This is a genomic window from Parabacteroides sp. KHUB-02, assembly GCF_056640955.1.
Genome location: NZ_JBWQEV010000001.1, coordinates 4072948 through 4098895, shown reverse-complemented (window position 1 = coordinate 4098895; position 25948 = coordinate 4072948). Strand labels below are relative to the sequence as shown.

The following is a 25948-nucleotide window of genomic DNA, read 5'->3' as shown; positions in this document are numbered from 1 at the left end:
TACAACTTATATCGCAAAAATAGATCGAATACCTTGGGCTTTATTTTAGTATTTTTCCAAACAACTATGAAATCCTGTCCTTATTCTCCATCCAGGCGCTCCTTATATTTTTTCTGGTACTCGGATGGAAGCATATTCGTGGTTTTCTTAAATTGGCCGATGAAGTTGGATAGATTATTGAATCCGGCCTCGGAACTAATCGTGGATATCTTCAGGTTTCCCTCTATCAATAGTTTTTTCGCGTGTCCTATGCGCATGTCATTCAGGTACTCCACGAAAGTCTTCTTGGTCCGTTTCTTGAAATAACGACAAAAAGCGGTCGGAGTCAAACCTACCAAAGCGGCGACTTCCTCCAGCTTCACTGGAGACGTGAAGTTCTTCACCAGATATTTATAGACCTTATTGAAACGCTCGAAATCATCCGAGTTGACCGTTTCCGTAAACCCCGTACTGGCTAATATCTCATATTCTTCGGAAGTTGCCATTAATTCCAGTAAAGCAATCAATTTGATCACCCTACTCGCTCCCGTCTCATTGGCGGATTGGCTGATCAGCTCGGCAATCTTCTTCCGGGACTTACCCACAAACTTAATCCCTCTACGGGAACGCTCTATCAATTCCCGGATATTATTCATCTCCGGAAGACGGATTAAATTAGGTTCAAAAATCTGACGCTTGAAGAACAAGCAAATACAAGTAGCCCGCAAGCCGGAACTCTTATCGAAATAAACAGGGTCGTTTCTCCACTCATGTGGCAGTTGAGGGCCGATCATACAAACATCGCCCTCGAAATATCCTTCCACATGATCCCCGACAAAGCGAGTACCCGTACCACTTGTGATATACATTATCTCAATAGCCGGATGGTAGTGCCAAGGCACTATAAAATGCGGTAGATCCTCCACATAGAAATGAATGTGACTATCTATCGGGAATGGCAGTTCTTGAAATAATGGTTTCATAAGCTTTATACTAAAGGTTTCAACCTCTCGATCAGTTCATCCCCAAGTGCCCGTTTATTCACGATATGTTCCTGCACGGCGGTAACAAACGGGTTATTCACGAAATCTCCTCGAACACCCTCGAAATCCTGTTGTTTTTCCTTGTTGGAACCATCCACACCGAAACCGATCATAGAAGTCAAAGAGAATTCCTTACGGGCATCCTCATAAAGCATCTCATCCAAGCGGATCACACATTCTTGCCAACGACGAACCAGATCAATAATCTCCGCGGCGGAAATCGAACGGAGATCCACCCCATAATAACGTTCGATCATCTCGTAGGCCCATGTCCATTCCAAGGAATAATAACGTCCGTGAACCAAACGGAAAAAGCATTCCACATCCTCTAAGGAAGCGATTTCCCCCTGTTCGATATCTTGCAACAAGGCATCTAGCGGTTCCCTCGGGAGGATCAAGCCCGCCAAGTCCAGCCATTCTCCGGAGCCTTTGGATTCCGTAGGACGTAATTGCTCCCAGACCTCTTCCATAGAATAATAGGTCGTACCTTCCAAACGCTTGATTAACGAGTTACCAAAGAACTTATTAATTGCCATGCCATAAAAGTTCAACGCATTCCGGAGGGAGGAACCTTTTATACGAGTATTCTGATAATAATAAATCTCGGAAGTCTCTCCAACCAATGCTTGTAGGTTTTTCAAGATATCTACTGCTTTCAGCATCTTCTGGATCGTATAGGGACTCAATAGATTATAGTTAATCATATCCAAGCGATCCGGGTCCGTACGTTTATCACGCTTCGGCCATTTCTGGGCATCACGGATCGTACCTACGCTGCGAAGATTAATTCCCGGGACTAAGTAAGTCTCATCATCCTTCTCTATTAAATAGGAGAATGGAATATCGGAAGTATCGCTATGATGATGATGGCGGCCCATTACCAAAGAGAAAGCGCCGATACGGGCCGGCCAAAGGATATACGAGTCGCTGGTAGTCTTGGAACCACGTTCCACGATCCCTTGATGAATCGGTCCCAGCTTATACATATGATTACTCTGGTTGGAGCCACTTCCCGCATTCAAGAACGAATACATTCCCGCTATCAACAAACTACTCTTATGCATAGACACCGTAAACGGACCGGCGAAAATAGCGCAAGCCTCCCCATTCTCGAAAGCGCAGTTGCTGAACAACAAGGAATCATGGGCCGAGAAGTTATGCGTCACTTGGCAAGCCTGTCCGATAAAGCAACGGATAATCTTAGCGGCATCCGCGATCTTGGCTCCCGAAGAGACAATGAAATCTTGCGCAATCACACTATCCCCGATAAATACCGGGGCCTCTCTCTTACTATTTACGGAACCATTTTCCAGACGTGCGCTATTCTCTATGGTCGCGTAATCACCAATCTTCACGTTACGGATCGTACCGGTATTGACAATCTTGACCTTATCGCCAACCGTTCCCTCCGTAGAGGCGATACCCTCCGTATAAGCGGTAATCATATCCCGCAAGCGTTCGATCAAGGCCGGACGATGACGGTACAATGCTATAATATAAGCCAATGAAGCCGACAGGCCATCGTAAATCGGAACCTCACGCCCGCCGGTCTCATTCAAGACCGACACCTCGACATTATTCCCGAACGTAGCCTTGCCTTCCACCAACATAACATTTATATTCTGGATAAAGCAGTCATCACCGATCCGGTAATTAGCGATATAATTCTGTACGTTCTCAATCAACACGTTATCCCCCAACGTGCAATTATGTAGGGTAACATGACGAAGCCCGCTATGCTTTACCAATCCTCCCGGCAGGGTAAACACCTTACGAAAGGCTCCTAACCTAACCACTCCTGAAAAACGTACGTGGTTCACATATTCAATATCAAACACTTCTGGAACCCAAACTTGATTCCAATCATCGGCCCGGCAAGCCTGAGATCGCAAGGTGGCGATCTCATCCGGCCGCAAATTTCTCAAATGATTCATTGGTACTAATTTTGTAAGACTCTACTCTTCATCGTATTGCTGAAAGAGGAAGTCATTGTAAGGGAAACGGGTGATATGGATTTGTTTGACCCGTTCATACAACATCTCTTTCAACGCCTCTATATTCGTACGTTCCTTGGCGGAGATAAAGATGCAATTATCTTGCAATTTTCCCATCCACGTACGTTTCAGTTCATCCAGATCGATATTCTCACGACCACGAGGGGTCAAATCATCTTCCTCTTTCGGGACAAAGGTAAATGCGTCCACCTTATTGAAAACCATGATCATCGGTTTCTCGGTCTTATCGATCTCCGCCAACGTACGGTTCACGACCTCTATTTGCTCCTCAAAAGTCGGGTGTGAGATATCCACGATATGTACCAGCAAATCCGCCTCCCGTACCTCATCCAAGGTAGATTTAAAAGATTCCACCAACTCGGTCGGTAACTTACGGATAAATCCGACCGTATCAGACAGCAAGAACGGCAAGTTCTCGATAATTACCTTGCGTACGGTCGTATCTAGCGTAGCGAACAACTTATTCTCGGCAAAGACCTCACTCTTGCTCAATAAGTTCATCAAGGTAGATTTACCTACGTTCGTATATCCGACCAACGCTACACGTACCATCTTACCCCGGTTTTTCCGTTGTACGCTTTTTTGCTTGTCAATATCCACCAGCTCTTTCTTCAATCGTGCGATCTTATCCAAGATAATACGTTTATCAGTCTCCAACTGTGTCTCACCCGGACCACGCATACCTACGCCGCCTCGCTGACGCTCCAAGTGTGTCCACAGACGAGTCAAGCGGGGTAACATATATTTATATTGTGCAAGCTCCACCTGTGTCTTCGCATGGGCGGTCTGTGCACGGCTAGCGAAGATATCCAAGATCAAGCTCGTACGATCCAAGATTTTCACCTGCAATTCTTTCTCAATATTACGGAGTTGCTTCGGACTCAGCTCATCATCAAAGATCACCAAACCGATCTCATTCTCTACCACATACTCCTTAATTTCCTGCAATTTACCGGTCCCGACAAAAGTGACGGAATTCGGGTAATCCATTTTCTGGGTAAAACGCTTTACCGCATCCACCCCTGCCGTATCGGCCAAGAAAGCCAATTCGTCCAGATATTCCTTAACTTTTTGCTCATTTTGCTCAGGGGTAACCAAACCCACCAAAACGGCCTTCTCGGTCTGTGCCTCAGATATGATAAATTCTTTCATGCCACAAAGATATATTATTTCAATTATTTACGTATATTTGCGAACATATTTACAAATATAAATCAACTTAGCTATGAAAAAGAGAATTTGGCATCTATCCAGATGCGTTGTCGCTTGTACGGCATTCCTATTCGTACAACAATTTATCCAGTCACAAGTTTCAAATCCGTCTACATGGGAAAGCTTTGTGCAAAGTAACGCAAATATATCTATCCGGGATACGTTTCGGATGCAGACATTTGAGGGACTTCCGACTGATAATTGGGATTATGCCATTACAGGTGAAGCCCTTATTGAAGATATCTCCGGCGTGAAAAATATTCCTAACAGCCACGGAAACTACGGGTTACGAATGCCAATGAATACGCAAGCGGCTTTCGAGCATTTCACGTTAACAGATCATCAAGATATAAAAATCAGTATACGGAAAGGGGGCATCCATTTAATGCTCGGAGAAAAGATGCAAGTTAAGACTTACCGCCCTAACAAACCAGAATATGTGTCGATCATAACTTTAAATAAAGACGATGCTACTGCTTCATTCGAAAAGACGGATATAGGCAGCAATCCCCCGGGATTGGATATTATCGTCCCCACACAGGCCGCCAATACCAAAAACGGCTATTATTATGTAGACAGCGTTTACGCACACGGCATGATTCCTACCTATTCCCTATTTACCGGAAACAGCGATTGGAACCATGAGGATCGCTGGAGCCACCTACCCGCCTACCGTCACCGCAACGCCTTGATTAACGGCAATATCTCCATAAATACAAATATCAGCTGTAAAGATATCTTTATTGGCAATGGAAATATCCATATTTTACCAACCGGAAATCTATCCGCAAATAACCTTACCATCTATCCTAATGATGGTATCTTGGCGTCTTCCTCCACCTTGCGATCGTCTGGAACTATTAACATCTCCGGCAAAATAACAATCGAGAAGACCTTCGCTCAAAAAGGCAAATGGTATTTTATCTCCTTCCCCTTCGATGTATTCGCTTCCGGCATAGACCCGGATTTCCAACTGGGTGATGACAAAAGCGATACAAACGGTAATTACTTTTACGTACAAACCTACAACGGAGAAAAGCGAGCTAATTCACAAAGCCCTTCCAACAACTGGGAAGTCATACCACAAACAATAATCAATACATCCCAGCCCATCTTCAAGAAGAACAAGGGATACCTAATCGCTATTGACGCCTCCGCCGATCGCCAGAACCTCCGTTTCTCCTCGAAAGCAAAAGATATCCCTATAGATTTCGGAAAAAACGGTCAAGCCTCTATTCCGGTAAGCATTAACAACCAAAGCCAGAACCAGAATCACAACGGCTGGTATCTATGCGGTAATCCTCTGCCGGCTCCTTTAGCTCTTAGTCAAATAGAATCAAACTCGGCCTTAGACGGATACATTTATATATATGACGGCTCCACCTACCAACCCTACGTGATCGGTAGCGATTTCGCCATCCCTCCATTCTCCGCTTTCTTTGTCAAAGCGCATAAAAGTACCAGCCTATCTGTATATAATACATCCGAACCAGCCAATTATAAATTATTATCAACGAACGCACCCATATCTTTCCCGACATCGGAACCTCAAGCCCGACAAGATTCCCCTGTTTCCAATCAAGCCTTTTCATTTCCGGAATTAAGCTATCAGCTAGAGAACAAGACTTTATTCATTACTAATCTTCCATCCCCCGGTAAAGTCGAACTGTTTACTCCGGCAGGCATATTAGTATTCACGCAAGCGGTACAGGCAGGGAACCCTATCCTCCCGATTCCCCTCCCACAAGGTTTATATATCTTAATTATTCAAACAGAACATTATCGGGCACAGTACAAATGCGTTTTAACCTCCTAAAGCCCGAAACAATCTTATATCTTTGCCCTGTTTTTAGAATAAAACGAATATGAAGAAGATCAATATCACAACAATTGCCTTACTTGTTTACTTAATCGTAATGAGTATCATCGGCTGGCCGGGAAACAATCCCGGAAACAATTATACCGAATATTTCTTGATGATCGGCGCTACGCTCGTCATCATCATCCTTCTACGCTATCTGCAAGTCAAACGTCTGAGAATGCGAGATAAGTGGAATAAAGACGATGATCCTGCCAAGCAATAAAAACACAGCCTGTTTTTCTTCACAGAAGAACAGGCTGAATGAACTTTATTTTATTACACTAGTATTAATATTACTGCTTTTTCGCCTTCACAGGCTACTTGAATGTCTCATAAAGACTACGCACAGTATAAATTATTCGATTATAAATAAGTACAATCTTAACAGGACACACACACCACTTGTTTCGCTTACTTTCTTAAAATGAGTTACTTTCATAATTCTTACATTTTATTCACTAGTACTAAAACGTCATTAACCAATACGCAAAAGACAGCCAATATCATTTTTGTAATCGTAGCCTAATCGTCATATCCCTGAAAGGCAATACAATCGTGAACATATTTTTAATAACATAGACATATCATCGTAATATAATCACACGTCCTTTGCGTTCTGAAAAAATAGATTAATTCTAATATATTTTAAGGACAAAAGGATGGACAACAGAAATTACTTTACGATGGCGATTCCCGCTCTTTTGCTAGGCGTAGCATACTTACAGCCAATCAATGCGGCATCGGCGGAGGATCTGCCAAACGTTACTGGACGAATGACGATCACTCAACAGACATTCACGGTAAGTGGCGTAGTCACCGATACGAACGGAGAACCAATTATCGGGGCTAACGTGATTGAGAAAGGGACTACAAATGGAGCCGTAACCGATTTTGACGGCAAATTTTCTCTCTCGCTGCAAAACAAGCAAAGCATATTGGTCGTTACTTATATCGGTTATAACACCAAGGAGATTCCAGCCGGGAATGGTTCTCCCCTCACGATCCAATTGCAGGATGACACCCAGAACCTAGACGAGGTTATCGTGGTAGGTTATAGTGTACAGAAGAAAAAAGACCTTACCGGTGCTGTTTCCGTACTGGAGGTAGGCGATCTGAAAGATACCCCGGTATCCAGTGTAGATCAAATGATGCAAGGTAAATTGTCCGGCGTAAACGTAATCCCGGATAATATGCCCGGCGGAGGCGTAGCGGTACGTGTACGCGGTTTCAGCACGATCCGTAACAATGATCCGCTTTATATCATCGATGGCGTACCAGTAGAGGGCGGCATCAATTTTCTCAACCCGAATGATATCGAAAGTATGCAGGTATTGAAAGATGCTTCTTCCGCTTCCATCTATGGCGCACGTGCGGCAAACGGCGTGGTTATCATCAGTACAAAAAAAGGGAAGGAAGGTACTTTCCGGGTAAACCTAGACGCTTACGTGGGAGTACAAACCTCGGCAAAACAGATGCGTATGCTAAACGCCCAAGAATATGGTGACTTATTATGGCAGGCACAGCGTAACGACGGGAAATCACCAGTAAGCGACGTGTATGGCTCCGGCGAGACCGCCGTAATTCCGGAATTCCTTGACGCAGATCACCGCCTTCCCTCGGGAGACGTGGATTGGGTTGACGAGATCATGCAAAAAGCCATGGTCCAGTCCTATAACCTCTCTCTGGCGAAAGCAGATAAAGTTAGCAGCCACTTGTTCTCCCTAGGCTATTTCAACCAAGACGGTCTTATGAAATATACTGGTTTCGAACGTATATCCGGACGTTTCAACAATGAGTTCAAGCTCTTCAACGATCGTTTGAAAATCGGTGAGAACGCCACATTATCACATGCGTGGGGAACCTCGGTCACCAATAACGCCGCACTGGGAGGTATGTTATACAACGCCTATAAGACCGTATCCATTACCCCTGTTTACGATCTGGACGGGAATTTCGGCAGCAACCCGATCGCCGACATCTCCAACCCGTTAGGCGAATTATACCGTAATAAGGATAATAAAGATCGTACCACCCGTCTATTCGGTAATCTATTCGCCGAACTGAATATCCTAGAGGGACTTTATTTCAAGACCAACTTCGGAGCGGATTACAAAAACCTGTATAAACGAAGCTTCAAGGCCAAATACAACGAATTGAACACCCAGCAACCCTTGAGTACGTTGAGCACGCAAAACCGTTGGAACTTCAATTGGGTATTCACGAACACGTTAAACTATTTACGGACATTCGATAAACATACGATCGGAGCCTTATTAGGTATCGAGACAAACCGTTATCAAGAGGAATACTTCTCCGCCTCCCGTGAAGGCTTTGCCTCGGATGACGATAACTTCCATTTCCTCGATGCGGGCGATAGTGGCTCCCAGAAGAACGCAGGTTCTGCCTTTACTTCCAAGATGATGTCTTATTTCGGTAAAATTGATTATAATTTTGACAACCGCTACTTATTCGCAGCCACGTTCCGACGTGACGGATCTTCTAAACTTGGTAACAATAAATGGGGTAATTTCCCGGCTGTCTCCGCAGGCTGGCGTATCAGTAGCGAACCGTTTTATGATATTCCGGCTATCAGCAACATGAAAGTCCGCATAGGTTGGGGACAAAACGGCAACTCTGATATCCCGGCTTATTCTACGATCGATTCTTACATGAGTAATCCGAACCACTCCAACTATCCGATCGACGGTAGCCAAAGTTCCGTGACAACCGGATACACCCAAACCCGTTACGGTAACGCAAACCTGAAATGGGAGACCACCACGCAAACTAATGTCGGGCTGGATCTAGGCTTCCTAGATAACAGCCTAACCGTTGTGCTGGATTGGTTTAACAAAGATACCAAGGACTTATTATGGGAGCGTCCCTTGATCGGTACCGTGGGGGGTACGAACCAAACGGTATGGGACAATGTCGGGAAAATGCGTAACCGGGGTTTCGAAGCTGAGGTCAGCTACAATAAGAGCATCAATAAAGATTTCGGGTTCAATGTCGCCTTCAATATGTCCGCTATCAAAAACAAGATGACTGAATTAGACGGTGATGTCTCCTATATCGGACTGCCTACCAGCGTGATTCACTCCCTCAACTTCGATCAAGAGGTTTCTCGTTCCGCCATCGGACAACCAATCGGCTCTTTCTACGCTTATAAAGAAGACGGTTTATTCCAGAGCGAGGCGGAGATCAAATCATATACCAATAATAAAGGCGAACTGCTCCAACCTAACGCAAAACCGGGTGATATCAAGTTCGTAGACGTAAACGGAGATGGCGTAATAGACGGTAACGACCGTGACTATATCGGTAACCCGCTCCCCGATGTCACGGCAGGCCTTACATTAGGAGTCAACTTCCATAATTTTGACCTCAGTCTATTCTTTCAGGGAATGTTCGGAAACGATGTATACGACTTGACCCGTTATGTGGGTGATTTCTACAATCAATCGCAATACAACAAAAACAGCCGTGTCGTTAACGCATGGACACCGACCAACACGAATACGGATATACCCCGTGTCACCATGGACGATCCGAACAATAACATCCGGCCCTCGTCCTACTATGTGCAAGACGCTTCTTTCGTTCGCTTAAAGAACATGAAAATCGGTTATTCCGTACCTCAGTCCATCCTATCCAAGATTAAGTTCAATAGCTTGTATATCTATGCGCAAGCAACCAACTTATTCACGATCACCGGATACGACGGTATCGATCCGGAAGTGGGATTGCAAAGTTACTCCAGTGACTACCGTAACCTAGATATGGGTGTGGACCGCGGCATCTATCCGTTATCCCGCACCTTCACCTTTGGAGTAAACGTAAGTTTTTAATCATCAAACAACAACAAACAAGAATATGAAGAAAATGATTATAGCGGCCTGTGCCGTATTCGCATTGACATCATGCAGCGATTTTCTGGAAGAGACACCTGTAGGCGAACTGACTCCCGAACAAGCACAAGATCCCAATAACATCGAGGGATTGATTATCTCCGCCTATTCCATCCTAGACGGGCAGATGGACGATGCCAGCTCCGGCTTGAATTCAGGATGCTCCAACTGGCAATTTGGCGATGTGATCTCAGACGATACCTACAAAGGCGGAGGTGGTACGGGAGACCAGAACCCGGTTCACTTGATGGAAATCTTCCATATCGACCCGACTATCCAAGATTACAATCGGAAATGGCTAGCCTTATACGAGGGCGTGAACCGCTGTAACCAAGCGATCCGTATCCTCAAAGGCAGCGATTATGATAAAAAGGAGACCCGTATCGCCGAGATGCGTTTCCTGCGTGCCCATTTCTATTTCAACTTAAAGATCATCTATAACCAGATCCCATATTTCGACGAGAGTGTCAGCGATCCTTCCGCGTTCGCCTCTATCTCGAATAAGGAGTATACATCCGATCAATTATGGGAGAAGATACTGAATGATTTTAAGGCCGCCTACGAAGGTCTCCCGGATTCCCAGCCGGATGTGGCACGTCCATGCAAGATGACGGCCCGGGCTTATATGGCTAAAGTTTACTTGTTCCAAGGCAAATGGCAGGAATGCGCTACAGCGACGGATGAGGTGATCAATTCCGGCAAATACCAGCTACTCCCCGACTTCCGGAATATCTTCTTGCCGGAAAATGACAACTGCCCTGAAATTTTATTTTCAGTCCAAGCCTCTATCAACGATGGCTCCCCGAACAACTACAACGGAAATCCGGGCGACCGTTTGTTACCTCCGGGAGGCCCTTATCCCAACTATGGTTTCCTTCGTCCTTCCCAAAACCTAGTAAACGCTTATAAGACCGACTCCAACGGCTTGCCTTTGGAAGACGGCATAGACGTTTCGGAAAATGATTATGTAGACACCCGCCTAGACCACACGGTAGCCCGCCCCGGAATCATGTTCCTAGATGTCCAACTCTATGACTGGACTCCTCGTGAGGCTACGGTTTACGGTCCGTATAGCCCGAAAAAACGTATTGTCTCCAAGAACTCAAGTTACTATTTGGCTATCTGGCCATACGTAAACGCATTGAATGTTTATATTATTCGATATGCGGACGTGTTATTGTGGCGTGCCGAAGCTGCTATCGAACTAGGCGATTTGGCTACCGGATTGAAATACATCAACCAAGTTCGCGAGCGTGCCATGAACAGCCAGACCGTAAAAACCGCTGACGGGACAGCGGATGCCGCCAAATACCGGATCGGATTATATCCGTCATTTTCCGACAAAGAGGAGGCGATCCGAGCCTTACGTACCGAACGACGTCTGGAATTCGCCTTAGAAGGTGAACGTTTCTTTGATCTAGTCCGTTGGGGAATCGCCTCAGACGTGATGAACACTTATTTCGAGCATGAGAAGACATTCCGCTCTCATCTCCAAAATGCCCGTTTCATCAAAGGGACCCACGAATACGGCCCGATACCGCAAGCGGTTATAGACCTTGCGAAAAATGGAATCATCGAGCAAAACCCAGGATATTAATGGGAATGCTCCCATTCTTCTTAAAAGAAATAGCTCCTATCCGAATATTCGGGCAGGAGCTATTTACATTTGTCTTTATATCGTCTCTTTATAACTTATCCCTTAAAAACCTACCGGTATAGGATGCCTCGCAAGCCGCTATCTCCTCCGGTGTGCCGGCACAAACCAGCTGTCCGCCGGCCTTTCCGCCTTCCGGTCCTAAATCGATCACATAATCCGCACATTTGATCACATCCATATTATGCTCGATAATTACCACGGAGTGACCTTTCTCGATCAAGGCATTGAAAGCTTTCAACAAAGTCTTGATATCATGAAAATGTAAACCGGTCGTAGGCTCGTCGAAAACGAACAAGGTAGGTTGCTGCTTCTCTTGGCCTAAGTAATAAGCCAGTTTCACACGTTGGTTCTCACCACCGGATAAAGTGGAGGAAGTCTGTCCCAGCTTGATATAGCCCAAGCCCACGTCTTGCAGCGGTTTCAAGCGTTTCACGATCTTCTTCTCTTGGGAGCCGGAACCTTTCTCGAAGAACTCGATCGCTTGATTCACGGTCATTTCCAACACATCGTATATGTTAGCGCCTTGATACTCTACATCCAATACATCCTGCTTGAAGCGTTTGCCGTGGCAAGCCTCGCATTCCAAGGTGATATCCGCCATAAACTGCATCTCTACCGTGATCTTGCCCTCGCCCTTACATTCCTCGCAGCGACCTCCTTCTTTATTAAAGGAAAAATAAGCGGCGTTATATCCCATCTGCTTCGCTAGGGGCTGCTCGCCGAATAGTTTACGGATCTCATCGTAAGCACCGATATACGTCACGGGGTTCGAGCGAGAACTCTTTCCGATCGAGTTCTGGTCTACGAACTCAATCGCCTGAATCATATTCAAATCTCCACTGATACCGGAGCAATCTACGGTCAGGCGAGCGGCATCATCCAAATGGCGTTTCACGCCCTCGTAGAAAATATCACGAACCAAGGAACTTTTACCCGAACCGCTCACGCCGGTAACCACCGTCATCACGTTCAAAGGAAACTTCACGTCCACGCCCTTTAAGTTATTCTTCCGAGCCCCTGTCACTTCTATATAATTATTCCACGGACGGCGATAAGGCGGGATCTCGATCTGATCCTCTCCCGTCAAATAACGTACCGTGTGGCTATCGGTACATTTCCGGAGGTTATTCACATCGCCTTGATAAACGACCTCGCCCCCCAAACGCCCTGCTTTCGGACCGATATCGATGATATAATCCGCCGCACGGATAATCTCCTCATCATGCTCCACCACGACCACGGTATTCCCCAAGGCTTGCAACTGTCGCAATACCTTGATCAACAAATCCGTATCCCGGGAATGCAGACCGATACTCGGCTCATCCAAAATATACAACGAACCCACCAAGCTACTACCCAACGAGGTAGCCAGATTGATACGTTGGCTCTCTCCTCCGGATAAAGAGGCCGAGAGGCGATCTAAAGCCAGATAACCCAACCCCACATCCAACAGGAATTGCAAGCGATTATTGATTTCCGTGAGCAAACGTTTAGCGATCGCCGCATCCGTCTCGTCCAGTTCCAGTTGATCAAAGAAAGCCTTTGCCTCCGAAACCGGCATCGTCACCAGCTCGGCGATATTCTTACCGCCCACTTGCACATACAGCGCTTCCGGTCTCAAGCGGCTCCCCTTACAAACCGGGCAAGTCGTCTTTCCCCGATAGCGGGCTTGCATCACCCGGTATTGTATCTTATAAAGATTCTCTTCCACGAACTTAAAGAAATCGTCGATACCGTGTAAGCCTCTCGCCCCATGCCACAACAGATCCTTCTCTTTCTGTGTCAGGTCGTAATACGGACGGTGGATCGGGAAGTTATATTTCTCGCTCTTCACGATAAAGTCTTTCAGCCATTCCCCCATCACCTCACCTTTCCAGCAAACCACGGCTCCTTGGTAGACAGACAAGCTTTTATCAGGCACCACCAGATTCTCATCGATACCCAGCACCTTACCGAACCCCTCACAAGTCGGACAAGCGCCCAACGGATTATTAAAGCTAAACATCATATCGGTAGGCTCCTCGAATATCATGCCATCCGCCTCGAACTTCTTCGAGAATTCCTTCACGACTACCCCTTCCTCCGTATAAATACGGATCAAACAGGTACCATGGCCCTCAAAGAAAGCGGTCTCGGCCGAATCCGCCAAACGGCTTTTCAAGGTCTTATCGTCCGATACCGTCAGGCGGTCCACCAACAACTCGATCGGGTAAGACAGTAACTCCTCGCTGGCCAGTACCTCCGAGATACGATATACCGTATCATTCACCGACAGACGGGCATATCCTTCTTTCCGCAAGATCTCCAGCTGTTCCTTCATATCCCGGCCTTCCGGCAAGACAACCGGGGCGAATACGGCAAAACGAGTCCCCTCGGGGTATCGCATGACCTCCTTGACAATATCGCTCACCTGATGTTTTTTCACCTCGGTGCCGGAAACCGGCGATATCGTCTTCCCGACGCGAGCATATAACAAGCGTAAATACTCATAAATCTCGGTAGATGTACCGACCGTGGAACGCGGATTACGGGTATTCACCTTCTGCTCGATAGCGATAGCCGGCGGTATTCCCTTAATATAGTCGCATTCCGGCTTACTCATCCTCCCCAAGAACTGGCGGGCGTAAGCGGATAAACTCTCTACATACCGACGCTGTCCCTCCGCATAAAGGGTATCGAACGCCAACGATGATTTTCCACTCCCCGACAGCCCGGTTATCACCACCAGCTTGTCCCTCGGAATCTCTACATCTATATTTTTCAAGTTGTTGACACGTGCCCCCTTGATGAAAATCGAATTGCTCTCAGACATATTACCTTTATCTTTTTCTTTAACGCAAAGATAGCCAAAACTAACCGATTCTGCCTTATCTTCATCGAACTAATTCACACAGTTAGACAGGGTGTGCCTCGTCTCTACTGCCAAGTAAATAAAATAACAAGGGTGAAATATTTCATATTTACAGGGAATCTTCTACATTTGTTGAAAATTTCATAGACAAACACAGCAAGGCACCCATGTATATTAAATATTTTCGCTTCTTAGTAGCGATTCTCTTTTGTGCGATAACCTCATGTTCTACGGTTCGCGAGAAGCCTCGTCCGGCTACGAGTACGGGCAAGGAGGCCAAGCGAGAGTTTAGGGGAGCATGGATACAGACCGCTTTTCAAGGCGAATACAAGGATATGACTCCCGCCCGGATGAAAAAAGACTTCATCCGCAAGCTTAATTACCTGCAAGCATGCGGCATCAACGCCATCATCTTTCAGGTGCGCCCCGAGGCGGACGCTTTCTATAAATCCGATATCGAGCCGTGGAGCCGCTTCTTCACCGGAGAGCAGGGCGTAGCCCCAGCAGGTGAGTTCGACCCGATGGCCTTCCTAATCCAAGAATGCCATAAACGGAACATGGAGTTTCACGCTTGGTTGAATCCTTACCGGGCGAGCACGGCGGGAAACACCCGTTTCGCCGATTCCCACATCTATCATAAACATCCCGAATGGTTTGTCACTTATAATAAACAAATCCTTTTCGACCCGGGATTGCCGGAAAGCCGTCAGTTTATCTGCCGGGTAGTGCGTGATATCGTCGGCCGTTACGACGTGGACGCGATCCATATGGATGATTACTTCTATCCCTATCCCGTAGCGGGTATGCCTTTCCCGGATGATAACAGCTTCCGGAAATACGGCTTGCGAAAAGGATACAGCGAGGCGCAAAGGAACGATTGGCGCCGGGAGAACGTGAATACCCTGATCCGGGAATTGAAACGTACCATCTTGCTCACCAAGCCTTGGGTACGCTTCGGTATCAGTCCCTTCGGCATCTACCGCAACAAGAAAAGCACCGCGGACGGATCGGGTAGCAATACCAACGGCCTGCAAAACTACGACGACCTCTACGCCGATATCACCTATTGGGTACAGCAAGGTTGGATCGATTATAACATCCCCCAGATCTATTGGGAGATCGGACACCCGGCGGCGGATTACATCACGCTTATCAAATGGTGGGACAAAAACGCCAACGGAGGTCATTTATATATCGGGCAAGACGTGGCCCGCACCATGAAAGCGGATCAACTGACCCGCAAGATGCGCTACGAGCGTGCCTTGCCTCACGTGAGCGGCAATTGTTTCTGGCCCGCCAATGAGATTCTATGGAACAACAAGGGCGTAGCCGACAGCCTGAAACGGAACTACCACCGTTACCCGGCCCTTATCCCGGCCTATACCCATATGCATAACCGTCCGCCAAAAGACGTAAGCAAGCTAAAGACCGAATGGACGCCCAAGGGCTTCCTCTTGCACTGGCAAGCGGAGCAAAGCCCCACGAATCCGGAGCTAGCCTCTTATTTCGTGGTTTATCGCTTTAACGACAAAGAGCCAATAGACACGAGCGATCCCTCGAAGATCGTGGCTATCACCCGGGAAACCGGCTACTTGATGCCTTACGAGAAAGGAAAGGTAAAATATCGCTATGTAGTGACCGCCGTAGATCGCTTTCACAACGAGAGCGAGGGCAAGACAAAGAAAGTAAAATTATAAAGACACCAATTATGTTAACCGACCATCGCTGCACCAAATATACCGACTGTTCCTCTTGTAGTTTCTACCAGAGGGACATATTCAAGTATCGTCTTTATCCGAAAGGGTACGTGATCCCTCAGACAAGATGCATGCAGAACATGGTCTTTTTCCTAGTCAAGGGAGAGATCTGGCTGAACAGCGAGGAGCACCCGGACACTACGTTCCGGGGCGGACAGTTCGTATTGCAACCGATCGGCTCGAAAGTGGAGTGCAAGGTACTCGACTACACCGAATGTATCATCTATCTCTTCGAGCGTCCGCAAAACATATGCGACAACCGTTTCAACAAAGGCATCTCCATCGTGGAGAACGAACGCCAGCAGCCCATCGTAATGACGATGGTTCCGCCGATACAACTCTTCATCGAGGGCATGAAGCTCTACCTCAACGATGATTTAAGATGCTCCGGGCTGATGCAAGCCAAACGCTCGGAGATGGTCTACTTGCTGAACTGCTACTACCCCATCAAGGAGCTAGCCGCCTTTTACGCCCCGATTTACCGGTATAGCCACAGTTTCCAGTATTTCGTGATGCAGAACTACCAAAAGGCGAAAGACGTGGAGACCTTCGCCCAATTGGGAGGCTACAGTGTACCCACCTTCCGCCGTATCTTCAAGGATACGTTCGGAGAGCCCGCCTACCAATGGATGCTGAAACGCAAATGCCAAGACATCCACAACGACCTTATCATGACCGAGCTTTCCATATCCGAGATTTGTTACAAGTATGGTTTTGAATCGCTTTCTAACTTCTCGCACTTCTGCAGGGCTAATTTCGGCCAATCTCCCCGCTCTGTCCGTTCTCTAAAGGATGAAAATACATAATATTCAATGATTTTTTTAAAATCTCTCAACTTTTGCAACTCTTTGGACAAAAATAACAATTCTCCCCTTTAGCATTACCTATACATTTGCGTCCAGAAGGTCAATCATAATTGATTTTCAAAGAAAAATAAAATGTATAGGTACAATAAGACAAGTATTATCTTAAAGGTCACGATCGCCATTCTATTTATTACGAGTTTAGTGATAGAATGCAGTTGCGAGAGATCTGACGAACCGAAAAAAGAGAGTACCGGTTTCATCACCTACACCCTTCGTTGGGATAGCGTGATACCCGGCTTTCCGGCTCCCGAGAAACTTCGATATTGTATTTACCCTTCGGAGGGAGGGCCTATGATACAGACGGATGGGGACGCAAATAGCATGATGTTGTTCTTACCGCCGGCCACCTATAAAATACTGGTTTTTAATTACGACGCGAAGAATATCGACTTTCGTAATATGTCAAGGTTCGACGAAGCGGAGGCTTATATCCTCCAGACGAAGGCCACCGGACAGGCATCGCAAGGCATAACCCCGTTGTATGGGTTTGTCGTCGATTCATTGGAGATCACACCGGGGCAAGACAAGTCGGGCACTTTGGTACTGACTCCGTTGGTCCGCCACGTAACCTTTACGGTACAGGTAGACAAACCGGAGGAGATAAAGACTTGCAAAGGTTCATTATCGGGCGTATCCACCTCATTAAACTTGAGTAAACGCAAGGTAGTGACCGAGGCATCCACAAATGTAGAGTTCGATATGGAAACCTCCGATAAAGGAGTAAACGGCGATCTGATCATATTAGGTACCGCCCTCCCTAAGGAAGAAGAACAAAAACCTGTCACGAATCAAGTGACAATAGATTTTACCCTAAGCGACGGTAGCATGGTTTCCGCTACCGCCGACTTAGAGGACAAATTAAATGAAATAGACACTCCTCATGTCAACGTGACTATAAATGCCACGGTTGAGAAGAGCCCGAAATTCACGATCCGCCTCACGAACTGGGAAGTAGGTCCCGGCGAAGAGACCACAATCGAATAAGATTAAAATGATATACAAATAGTAACAACTTAAATTAGGGTAAAATGAAAAAGTTAATGATTAGTATGTTGGCCATGGCAGCCATGGTTAGCTGTACAAATGAGATTGAGAATCCGGATCAACCACAAGTGAACCAGAATGAACCTACTCCTATTGAATTTGGGAGTTCAATATTGGGGGTACAGACAAAAGCTGCACCAGGAGAAACAGCTGAAGCTTTTGACGTAGGTGAGATAATGGGGATAACAATGTATTTAGGAGAAGTACCGACAGGAGCAAGTTTAGGTACGCCAAGTAAAGATAATGTATCTTTTACTGTTGGCTCAGATAATAAACTTTCCGAAACAGCTACTGAAAATAAAACGATGTTTTGGAAACGTGGTTCAAAACATCAATTTTATGCATATTATCCAAGAATAGCTGACGATACTAATGCAAATTACAAAAGGACAGCTGCTTCTGGTAGTAATGCAGAAAAGATCACCGTTACTGTTCCGACTACTGGAGAAACAACAGACCTATTGATGGGAAAGCTTGAACTAACTAGTGAGTATGAAGGTACTGCACCTTCTCCTGCTAACATTGGTTTTAAACATATGCTTTCAAAAATCAAATTTGTATTCAAAAAAGACGCATCTTACACTGGAGAGGCTAAGTTAACGAATATATCAGTAAGCCTAGATAAAGGCTCAAAAGTTTTTGATATGGTAGCCCAAACAGGAGATGCGACAAGTGCAAGCCCAGTCACAATAACTAAAGCAAGCACATATACAATTATTGAAAATGCAGATGGAGATATTTATACAGATTGGTCTCCTATTGTTATCCCAGAAGCCTCAATAACAAATTTGTCATTGACGATTGACGGTCAAACTCTTTCTACTACTTCTTTTGGTTCACTAAGCTTCAAGGAAAGTAAAATGACTACTTTGACAATTACATTAACAAGTTCTAATATTGAATTAACATCATCAATTACAGCTTGGGCAGATGGCGGTACAAACGGCAATGCTACAGTAAAATAATAAAACTTATAGCGAAAGAGGCTTGAACCTCTTTCGCTAAAAAACATTTATATAATGAGAACTATTTATTCATACATTGTATACATCATTTTATTATTACAACTGAATAGTTGTAATAATGAAGGATTAATGTATGAATATGAACATTCTACACCTATCAAATTCTCATCATCATGTATAAATGTATCCACAAAAAGCCAAGGAATCATAGAGAATAACAAATTACCTAAAGGATCTAATATCAGCATATTCTCAATACAACATCCAGAAAACACGACAATAAATCTATGGGAACCAATTTTATTTGACAATATTAAAGGTATTTCTAATTTCAATGGTGATATTGAATATAATAATACATATTATTTCCCAGATAAAGAACAACTTGACTTTTTTGCAATCTATCCTTTTCTATCATTTCCTACAATAGGTTCTGATTATGGAAATACCCAATATACCACCGTCACCCTCAAAGACAACACCGTCGATCAATACGACCTCATGTACGCCTCTTTACTGAATCAGTCAAAGAAGTCCTCCGTATTAGTATTTGAGTTCCACCACTTACTTACCCAAATAACAATAAACATCATAAAAAATACAGGAGTCACTATAGACCTCCCTCTAACCAAAGTACAAATTGTCGCCCCACAAAGCGCCACCCTAGATATATGGCACGGTCAATTAAGCGACATCGCAGGACAAACAACCTATACTTTAGACACCAACACGACATTAAGCAACGGAGATAATTCAATCCCCGGCCAATTCCTCCTGTTCCCCCAAAAAGCGAACGAAATGATATTAACTTTCGGAAACGATGAAAGCAACGTGTTCCACGTCGCCCTTTCCGATGAACCGCGGACTTGGGAAGCCGGGGTTAATTATCAATACGATATAACGATCAACCGGAATATACCGGAAATAACCTCTCCCGAAGTTCCCGTAGATGATAACGCTACACCGAACGAAGAGGTAAACAACGGAGGCGAGATCCCGGAGACTCCTACGGACTCTACCGCTACCGCCTCCCAAACCAAGGCATCGGGCCCAAACCCGTACCATATCCATCTATCAATCGACTAAATCAAACGAAAAGATATAACACAAAATATGCGATACACAAAACAACTGATCACCGTATCCCTCCTTATGGGACTCTCGCTAAATAGCTGCACTAACGATGATAATTCCGTGCCTTCCCAACAGACACCCACCGTTATCCTTTTCAGCGCCTCCCCCTACAGGTTGGAATCGAAAGCGATACATACCGAGTCTACCATGCCGACCGACCTGCCGATTGGGATATACGGATGGGGCCATAAGCTAGGCCAAACCGCCCCCCTCACCCCACGTCCCGACCTAACCAACCAAGCCTATACCACGACAGACGGTACGGCCTATACCTCCGATATGGACGCTCATTTCCCGGTAGCCTCCGATACGGTCATCGATTTCTACGCTTACTATCCGTATCAAGCCTCGCTGAGTAATTCCGAAGCTAGCTACGACCTAAAAGACCAGATCGATATCATGTATGCTACCCCGATCCTAAACAAGGGAAAGATGGACGTAGAGACCGACACCAACAGCTCAACCGCCACCGTCGCCCTCACCTTCAACCACCAATTATCCGCCATCACGATCGTCATAAAGAAAGCCGATGATATCAAGGAACCCCTAATCTTGCAAAAAGTGGAGTTGGTAAATTACCCGTCATCCATCCACATGAATATCCAGACCGGCCGGTTAACCGCCTCGAATACGGTGGCGGACTATCCAATTCCGCTCGCCGCACCGATTACCATCACTCCCGCCGAGGCTACCGTATCGACAAACTACCTGCTCTGGCCCGGCGAGGCTCCCACGTTCCGTTTCTCCATCAGCGACCATACCTACGAGGTTCATCCCTCCCAAGCATTCATCGCCGGCAAGAAGCAGAAATATACCTTCACCATACAAGCCGAAGACATCAACGTAGGTGCCTCCATCAATCCTTGGACAGAAGGCCCGGAAGGTTCTGGTGAGATTGGTATTTAAGAACGTACGTATTTAGCGCCCTATGGCGAAAAATACATTCTGTTAGCGAAACAGGTGTTATTCTGTTTTTCTGAGCAATATAAGCCATATATCGTGACATCCCCTTCCCGCAAGAACCACAAAACAACGAGAAGGAGATAGCCATTAGTGCCCTTTTCCATCTCAAAAGTACCCCTTTTCACACACAATAGGTTGCGAAAGCCAACGCGAAAGGCCGCGTTAGGCGACACATATGGTTACGTTGGGCATCGTAAGCAGCTAAGAATAGGGTTATAACCTAATGAGAAAGGCGTTATAACCTTATTATAACCCTATCGTAACCTTATGGAATCGCCCAAACACCCGGCAAACCATGAGTTACGATGAATTAATTTCGCTAGAATAAAAGGCCATTTTCCAACATCTGTCTGTCTACTAAACAATTGCTGTTTTTTTCTTGCGTATTTGGAAGCGAGACGTACATCCGCCCGAAATAATCGACTCTCACGGACTTCCGTTTACATTTTGTCAAAATGTCAATCCGCGAGGAAACTTCTCCCCACATAGCATACGGATATCAATTATTCTTCCTATATTTGCGATAATCCCTCATATCTAAGCGTAGGTCACTGAAGGAGGACATAAGTTAACGAAGAGCGTTTAAAGATATTATCCCGTATTGAAATCTGGACAATTTCATATCCATGGATAATAGACAATAAACGCTCACGTCGGTGCTATATTTACCAGTAATCGCTCTGGACGATATAACAGCATGGCGTGGGCTATTGTTTATTACATGGATAGGGCCGTCCAGAGCCTCAATACGGTAATATCAATAGTTTCCACGCTTCTGTATTTTTAGCCCGGCAACCGATGGAGACAGGTTGCCCTTATCCATTAAATGAAGACGATCCTCCTGTTACCCGTCTTGTCGCTATGGCTCCTGCTTGCCACGCAAGCCCATGCCCAAGTCTATCACCTACATTTATCCGACAACACTTGCCGGATAACAGAATGCGTTGATACTCCACAAGGCGTCAAGCCCTTGGGTCAGACATGGAAAGGAAACACCTTCCATGATCGTTTCACGCTAGATTTCGATCGCGCTATCTTCACGTGGGAAAAGGAAGGAAAAGAGACGTATGCCAACAAGATCATCAACCACACTGCCAAATACGCTCACCACTCATTCTCCACGGAGCAGATTACCGCCAACCTCACCATCAACAGCCATCGGGCCGTCCTTCAACTTATCCACTTTCAGAATGGCCAATGGATACAAGTCACTTATTTTTGCGAGATAGGGAATTAACGGCTCATGCGAACATCTACAACATCTACCACTTATACTTGATATTTGTACTTTTTATTTGTGAGTGAAAATTCCAGCCTTAAAAAAGGAGGCCTTAAAGTTTACGATAAACATCTTCAAAAGGTACTCTGCAACGTTCTCCCCAAATGCCTTTATTTCCATCCCGTATCCCACAAGGAATAGCCATATTTATTTCAGCACCATGAGGTAGTTTCAATGTCCTTTTTAGCCGACGGCTGTCCAGCCCTTCTAAGGGACACGTGTCATAGCCTTCGTTTGCCATCGCAATCATAAACGTTTGTGCGGCAAGCGCACAGGATTTATGGGCTGTCACACGTATGTCATTCTCGGAAACTTCAAGCATCATAGGACGGAAAATACTGATTATATTAGCCAACAATTTCCTGAGCAATCCGAGAATACCGAAGAACCGGGCATAAACAAAGGGCATCAATATACCGTAATATATTTCCCGATCCTTAATACGTTTGTCCTGACGTTCTTTAGGACTGTAATGACGAATGTTCTCCCGTTCAAAATTGAGTACGAATCGCGCATGTTTCTTGTACCAGTCACGCCGAACCACAAAAATGACAATTTGTGAAGCGGTAGAAGCCGCTTTCTGACCAAGGCAGTCCCTTGAAATTTTTGCCAATAATTCAGGTTCTGTAATATGGTAAAATTCCCATAATTGCATATCAGAACTGTTAGGAGCCAATGTAGCCAGTTCCAAACAATGTTTTACCTTTTCCGTATCTATTGGTTTTTCTTTATCATACACCCGTACAGAACGACGATGATGAAGGACTTCATCTAAATTCATAATGATACTGATTTGAATTAAACATTTATTCCCAGCTGATTACTTCAGCCATTTATTATTGTGCTTTATTTAATTGCCGCATAACGACCTTCGCCATTTCTTTAGAACTGAACGGGTCCTGCCCAGTAATCAGATTATTATCTACAACTATTTTTGAAGTCATAGGTATCAATGCTTTTTCATAATCCGCTCCTCTCTCTTTCAACAACGCTTCAAGATCAAAAGGCACGTCTTCTTTTCTTCTGGCAAGACTTTCCTCAAACCAACTGAATCCCGTCAGCTTTTTGCCTTTAATCATATATTCGCCATTGGATAGTTTGACATTCAACAACCCACTGACCCCGTGGCAGATGGCCGACACTATCCTCCCACTTTCATCCTGTTTCCTTACGATAGTCTTTAAAGCTTCATTGTCAGGAAAGTCATACATCGCACCGTGTCCGCCGGCTAAATAGACACAATCAACCTGTTGTTCCAACAGGTTATCCAAACTGTTTGCATGATCCAACAGCTTTTTGAATTCTGGCTTTTCCCAATACTTTTCGGACATTTCATCTAAAAAAATTGGTTTTAAACTTTCGGGATCAATGGGAGTATAACCTCCTTTCGGATTGGCTACCGTTATGTCATAGCCGCTTTCTTTTGCACTATGATAGATATGAGTAAACTCACTAAGCCATAATCCGGTCGCGAGTTTCCCATTGGCAAAAGTCCCTGTGCTAGTAACTATTATTAAAATCTTCATGATAATCAAATTATTGATTCATATTCTTTAAAAGAAAACATACACATGGATAGATTGTTTTTCAGAATATGGAATCTTTAACATAATCCGAAAATATGAAAACCTGCAAATCCTTTTTTCGCCTCGGATGAGAAAATGTGTTATTTTTGAAAGACATTGATCCGTCTAGTTTTTCAGGCGTATGAGACCTTTTCAAAAATTCGCAAAGTAAGTTAACTTCGTTGGCAAAGTAAGCCAGCTCAAATCACATAAAGTCATAGAAAAATCATTATCTTTGTGAATCCTGTTTAAATCACATAAAGTCATAAAATGGAAACTATCATAAATCATATTCATATAAGCAACTTCAAGTCACTCAAAGATGTGACTTTAGACCAATGCCGGAGGATCAACTTGATTATTGGCAAGCCGAATGTGGGTAAAAGTAATCTATTGGAAGCGATGTCCTTGTTTTGTCTGCCCTATTTGAAATATACCCGGAAAAGAAGCATCCAGCAGTTTATCCGTACGGAGAACGATGCAGAGTTATTTTTCGACGGCCATGTAGATAGCCCAATTTCTGTGAAAACGAACAAGGTGAATGTAGAAGTAAAAATGGATAACATGGGACTTCTTTATTCGCAAACCAATCCGGCTCATCCCGCACAAGATGTAGCTTTTACTATTTCCAACTTGACGATACCCGCCAAGAAGAATATAGATATTCCAACGGCAAACCCTTTCAAATGCTATCTCTATCCACCAGCATTCGATAAAGAGAAATTACCGATTCCTTTCCTATTACCTCCGGGAGGAAGCAATTTGATGAATATCGTTTCCATGATGCCCAAGTTGAAAGAAGAATTAAGAACTATTTTCAACGACTATGGCTTGAAATATGTCTTCGATACCAATAGCCAGGAGATTAAAGTAATGAAAGAAAAGAAACCGGGAGAGATATTTTTAATTCCATTTCATTCCATAGCCGATACCCTGCAGCGTATGATTTTCTACAAAGCGGCTATTGAAAGTAACAGTGAGTCCGCATTAGTTTTTGAAGAACCGGAAGCCCACTCATACCCTCCTTTCATATCAAAGGTAACGCAGGATATTATCCAATCGGACAGAAACCAGTTTTTTATAACGACACACAGTCCTTATGTGGTTAACGACTTTCTGGAATTACCGAGTGACAAACTTGCCATTTACCTAGTTGACTTCAGGAATGGGGAAACTTTCGTGAAAAGAGCCAGTGACACAGAAGTACAAGAAATGTACGAATATGGCATCGACCTATTTTTCAACACCGAAACCTTCTTAAGATAATGGCAGAACTCTACATAATTCCGGAATGCTACGTCGATACAAACCTAATCGAGACGTTGGTTCCCACCGCTAAAGGATATAATCATCAGAAAGGCTGTAACAACGTCGTAAAAGTGATGAAAGAAAAGTTATCGGATAAATTCGCGGTTGGAATAGTGGATAAAGACAAACGACAGGTCAGTTACGTCAACGAATTTGCGGAAATAGGACATACGGACTCCCTATATTTTTACAAACACCCGGACAAGGCTCATTTCTTAATAATGATCGATCCTGCCGTAGACCGCTTTATCCTAAAATGCGCTAAGGAAGAGAAAGTTGAGATGAAACAATTCGATCTTTCAGATGAATTGAGATCTTTTACAGCGCAGACAAAGCAAGTATCGAGCAAAGAGGATACGAACTTCAAAAAGTTATTTCACGAAATTAAGAGCGCAGAAGAAATAACAATCCTAAGGAATGCCATTAAATATTTGAAAGAAAAGCAATATAGTTCTAATAGCGCAGAAATGAAAGCTCTTATTGATGGGCAAACATCAAAACTGTAGCAAGCTTCTTGGGATATTGTGGACTGAAACATAGC

At 44.8% G+C, this 25948-nt stretch carries 19 protein-coding genes; 13 read left to right on the top strand and 6 right to left on the bottom strand.

Going from position 1 to position 25948, the window contains the following annotated elements; all coding sequences use genetic code 11:
• Positions 1-80: 80 nt before the first annotated feature.
• From ACYIA1_RS17475 to hflX, 3 genes are read right to left on the bottom strand one after another with little or no spacing between them, the layout of a single operon-like run.
• On the bottom strand, positions 81-962 hold the full coding sequence (locus ACYIA1_RS17475; protein WP_005863332.1) for an AraC family transcriptional regulator: 882 nt from the start codon (positions 960-962) through the stop codon (positions 81-83).
• A 5-nt stretch (positions 963-967) separates the two neighbouring features.
• Positions 968-2956, bottom strand: a complete 1989-nt coding sequence (locus tag ACYIA1_RS17470; RefSeq protein WP_480336109.1) for a DUF4954 family protein — start codon at positions 2954-2956, stop codon at positions 968-970.
• 21 nt (positions 2957-2977) lie between these two features.
• Positions 2978-4189 carry a GTPase HflX gene (gene hflX, locus ACYIA1_RS17465; protein ID WP_005859898.1) on the bottom strand — a complete coding sequence of 404 codons (1212 nt, stop codon included), beginning with the start codon at positions 4187-4189 and terminating at the stop codon, positions 2978-2980.
• 73 nt (positions 4190-4262) lie between these two features.
• Between hflX and ACYIA1_RS17460 the strand changes: the two genes are divergently transcribed.
• The 4 genes from ACYIA1_RS17460 to ACYIA1_RS17445 all read left to right on the top strand — a co-directional run bounded on the left by ACYIA1_RS17460 (position 4263) and on the right by ACYIA1_RS17445 (position 11615).
• Positions 4263-6065, top strand: a complete 1803-nt coding sequence (locus ACYIA1_RS17460; RefSeq protein ID WP_480336107.1) for a T9SS type A sorting domain-containing protein — start codon at positions 4263-4265, stop codon at positions 6063-6065.
• 49 nt (positions 6066-6114) lie between these two features.
• On the top strand, positions 6115-6333 hold the full coding sequence (locus tag ACYIA1_RS17455) for a hypothetical protein (protein ID WP_005863339.1): 219 nt from the start codon (positions 6115-6117) through the stop codon (positions 6331-6333).
• Positions 6334-6769: 436 nt separating this feature from the next.
• Positions 6770-9958 (top strand): SusC/RagA family TonB-linked outer membrane protein, encoded by a 3189-nt coding sequence (locus tag ACYIA1_RS17450; RefSeq protein WP_048927039.1) that lies wholly within the window; start codon positions 6770-6772, stop codon positions 9956-9958.
• Positions 9959-9983: 25 nt separating this feature from the next.
• Positions 9984-11615: a RagB/SusD family nutrient uptake outer membrane protein gene (locus tag ACYIA1_RS17445; protein ID WP_048927038.1), complete on the top strand. Its 1632-nt coding sequence runs from the start codon at positions 9984-9986 to the stop codon at positions 11613-11615.
• A gap of 88 nt (positions 11616-11703) precedes the next feature.
• Here the strand turns inward: ACYIA1_RS17445 and uvrA are convergent, their stop codons facing one another.
• Positions 11704-14487, bottom strand: coding sequence for an excinuclease ABC subunit UvrA (uvrA, locus tag ACYIA1_RS17440; RefSeq protein WP_005863345.1), 2784 nt, complete (start codon positions 14485-14487; stop codon positions 11704-11706).
• A gap of 206 nt (positions 14488-14693) precedes the next feature.
• Between uvrA and ACYIA1_RS17435 the strand changes: the two genes are divergently transcribed.
• The 7 genes from ACYIA1_RS17435 (at position 14694) to ACYIA1_RS17405 (ending at position 22492) form a co-directional block, all read left to right on the top strand.
• Positions 14694-16223 carry a glycoside hydrolase family 10-like protein gene (locus tag ACYIA1_RS17435; RefSeq protein ID WP_008772985.1) on the top strand — a complete coding sequence of 510 codons (1530 nt, stop codon included), beginning with the start codon at positions 14694-14696 and terminating at the stop codon, positions 16221-16223.
• Positions 16224-16234: 11 nt separating this feature from the next.
• Positions 16235-17089: a helix-turn-helix transcriptional regulator gene (locus tag ACYIA1_RS17430; protein ID WP_005859912.1), complete on the top strand. Its 855-nt coding sequence runs from the start codon at positions 16235-16237 to the stop codon at positions 17087-17089.
• A 132-nt stretch (positions 17090-17221) separates the two neighbouring features.
• Complete coding sequence (locus ACYIA1_RS17425; RefSeq protein ID WP_480336103.1) at positions 17222-18133, top strand: DUF5119 domain-containing protein; 912 nt, start codon at positions 17222-17224, stop codon at positions 18131-18133.
• Between the two features lie 44 nt (positions 18134-18177).
• Complete coding sequence (locus tag ACYIA1_RS17420; protein ID WP_008779079.1) at positions 18178-19158, top strand: fimbrillin family protein; 981 nt, start codon at positions 18178-18180, stop codon at positions 19156-19158.
• A gap of 54 nt (positions 19159-19212) precedes the next feature.
• Positions 19213-20244 carry a fimbrillin family protein gene (locus ACYIA1_RS17415; protein ID WP_008779078.1) on the top strand — a complete coding sequence of 344 codons (1032 nt, stop codon included), beginning with the start codon at positions 19213-19215 and terminating at the stop codon, positions 20242-20244.
• Between the two features lie 27 nt (positions 20245-20271).
• On the top strand, positions 20272-21198 hold the full coding sequence (locus ACYIA1_RS17410; protein WP_480336100.1) for a fimbrillin family protein: 927 nt from the start codon (positions 20272-20274) through the stop codon (positions 21196-21198).
• 883 nt (positions 21199-22081) lie between these two features.
• Positions 22082-22492, top strand: a complete 411-nt coding sequence (locus tag ACYIA1_RS17405; protein WP_005863355.1) for a hypothetical protein — start codon at positions 22082-22084, stop codon at positions 22490-22492.
• Positions 22493-22586: 94 nt separating this feature from the next.
• Here the strand turns inward: ACYIA1_RS17405 and ACYIA1_RS17400 are convergent, their stop codons facing one another.
• Complete coding sequence (locus tag ACYIA1_RS17400) at positions 22587-23315, bottom strand: nitroreductase family protein (protein ID WP_057326109.1); 729 nt, start codon at positions 23313-23315, stop codon at positions 22587-22589.
• A 55-nt stretch (positions 23316-23370) separates the two neighbouring features.
• Complete coding sequence (locus ACYIA1_RS17395) at positions 23371-24060, bottom strand: type 1 glutamine amidotransferase domain-containing protein (protein WP_272059128.1); 690 nt, start codon at positions 24058-24060, stop codon at positions 23371-23373.
• Between the two features lie 309 nt (positions 24061-24369).
• Between ACYIA1_RS17395 and ACYIA1_RS17390 the strand changes: the two genes are divergently transcribed.
• A complete protein-coding gene (locus ACYIA1_RS17390) occupies positions 24370-25365 on the top strand; it encodes an AAA family ATPase (protein ID WP_195471852.1) in 996 nt (331 codons plus the stop codon).
• Complete coding sequence (locus tag ACYIA1_RS17385) at positions 25365-25913, top strand: hypothetical protein (protein ID WP_122378418.1); 549 nt, start codon at positions 25365-25367, stop codon at positions 25911-25913. Before ACYIA1_RS17390 ends, ACYIA1_RS17385 begins: the two co-directional genes overlap by 1 nt.
• The last annotated feature ends 35 nt before the right edge of the window (positions 25914-25948 follow it).

Bases quoted from the DNA above. Each gene is read 5' to 3' on its own strand.
- ACYIA1_RS17475 (WP_005863332.1), bottom strand. From the start codon at position 962: ATGAAACCATTATTTCAAGAACTGCCATTCCCGATAGATAGTCACATT.
- ACYIA1_RS17470 (WP_480336109.1), bottom strand. From the start codon at position 2,956: ATGAATCATTTGAGAAATTTGCGGCCGGATGAGATCGCCACCTTGCGA.
- hflX (WP_005859898.1), bottom strand. From the start codon at position 4,189: ATGAAAGAATTTATCATATCTGAGGCACAGACCGAGAAGGCCGTTTTG.
- ACYIA1_RS17460 (WP_480336107.1), top strand. From the start codon at position 4,263: ATGAAAAAGAGAATTTGGCATCTATCCAGATGCGTTGTCGCTTGTACG.
- ACYIA1_RS17455 (WP_005863339.1), top strand. From the start codon at position 6,115: ATGAAGAAGATCAATATCACAACAATTGCCTTACTTGTTTACTTAATC.
- ACYIA1_RS17450 (WP_048927039.1), top strand. From the start codon at position 6,770: ATGGACAACAGAAATTACTTTACGATGGCGATTCCCGCTCTTTTGCTA.
- ACYIA1_RS17445 (WP_048927038.1), top strand. From the start codon at position 9,984: ATGAAGAAAATGATTATAGCGGCCTGTGCCGTATTCGCATTGACATCA.
- uvrA (WP_005863345.1), bottom strand. From the start codon at position 14,487: ATGTCTGAGAGCAATTCGATTTTCATCAAGGGGGCACGTGTCAACAAC.
- ACYIA1_RS17435 (WP_008772985.1), top strand. From the start codon at position 14,694: ATGTATATTAAATATTTTCGCTTCTTAGTAGCGATTCTCTTTTGTGCG.
- ACYIA1_RS17430 (WP_005859912.1), top strand. From the start codon at position 16,235: ATGTTAACCGACCATCGCTGCACCAAATATACCGACTGTTCCTCTTGT.
- ACYIA1_RS17425 (WP_480336103.1), top strand. From the start codon at position 17,222: ATGTATAGGTACAATAAGACAAGTATTATCTTAAAGGTCACGATCGCC.
- ACYIA1_RS17420 (WP_008779079.1), top strand. From the start codon at position 18,178: ATGAAAAAGTTAATGATTAGTATGTTGGCCATGGCAGCCATGGTTAGC.
- ACYIA1_RS17415 (WP_008779078.1), top strand. From the start codon at position 19,213: ATGAGAACTATTTATTCATACATTGTATACATCATTTTATTATTACAA.
- ACYIA1_RS17410 (WP_480336100.1), top strand. From the start codon at position 20,272: ATGCGATACACAAAACAACTGATCACCGTATCCCTCCTTATGGGACTC.
- ACYIA1_RS17405 (WP_005863355.1), top strand. From the start codon at position 22,082: ATGAAGACGATCCTCCTGTTACCCGTCTTGTCGCTATGGCTCCTGCTT.
- ACYIA1_RS17400 (WP_057326109.1), bottom strand. From the start codon at position 23,315: ATGAATTTAGATGAAGTCCTTCATCATCGTCGTTCTGTACGGGTGTAT.
- ACYIA1_RS17395 (WP_272059128.1), bottom strand. From the start codon at position 24,060: ATGAAGATTTTAATAATAGTTACTAGCACAGGGACTTTTGCCAATGGG.
- ACYIA1_RS17390 (WP_195471852.1), top strand. From the start codon at position 24,370: ATGGAAACTATCATAAATCATATTCATATAAGCAACTTCAAGTCACTC.
- ACYIA1_RS17385 (WP_122378418.1), top strand. From the start codon at position 25,365: ATGGCAGAACTCTACATAATTCCGGAATGCTACGTCGATACAAACCTA.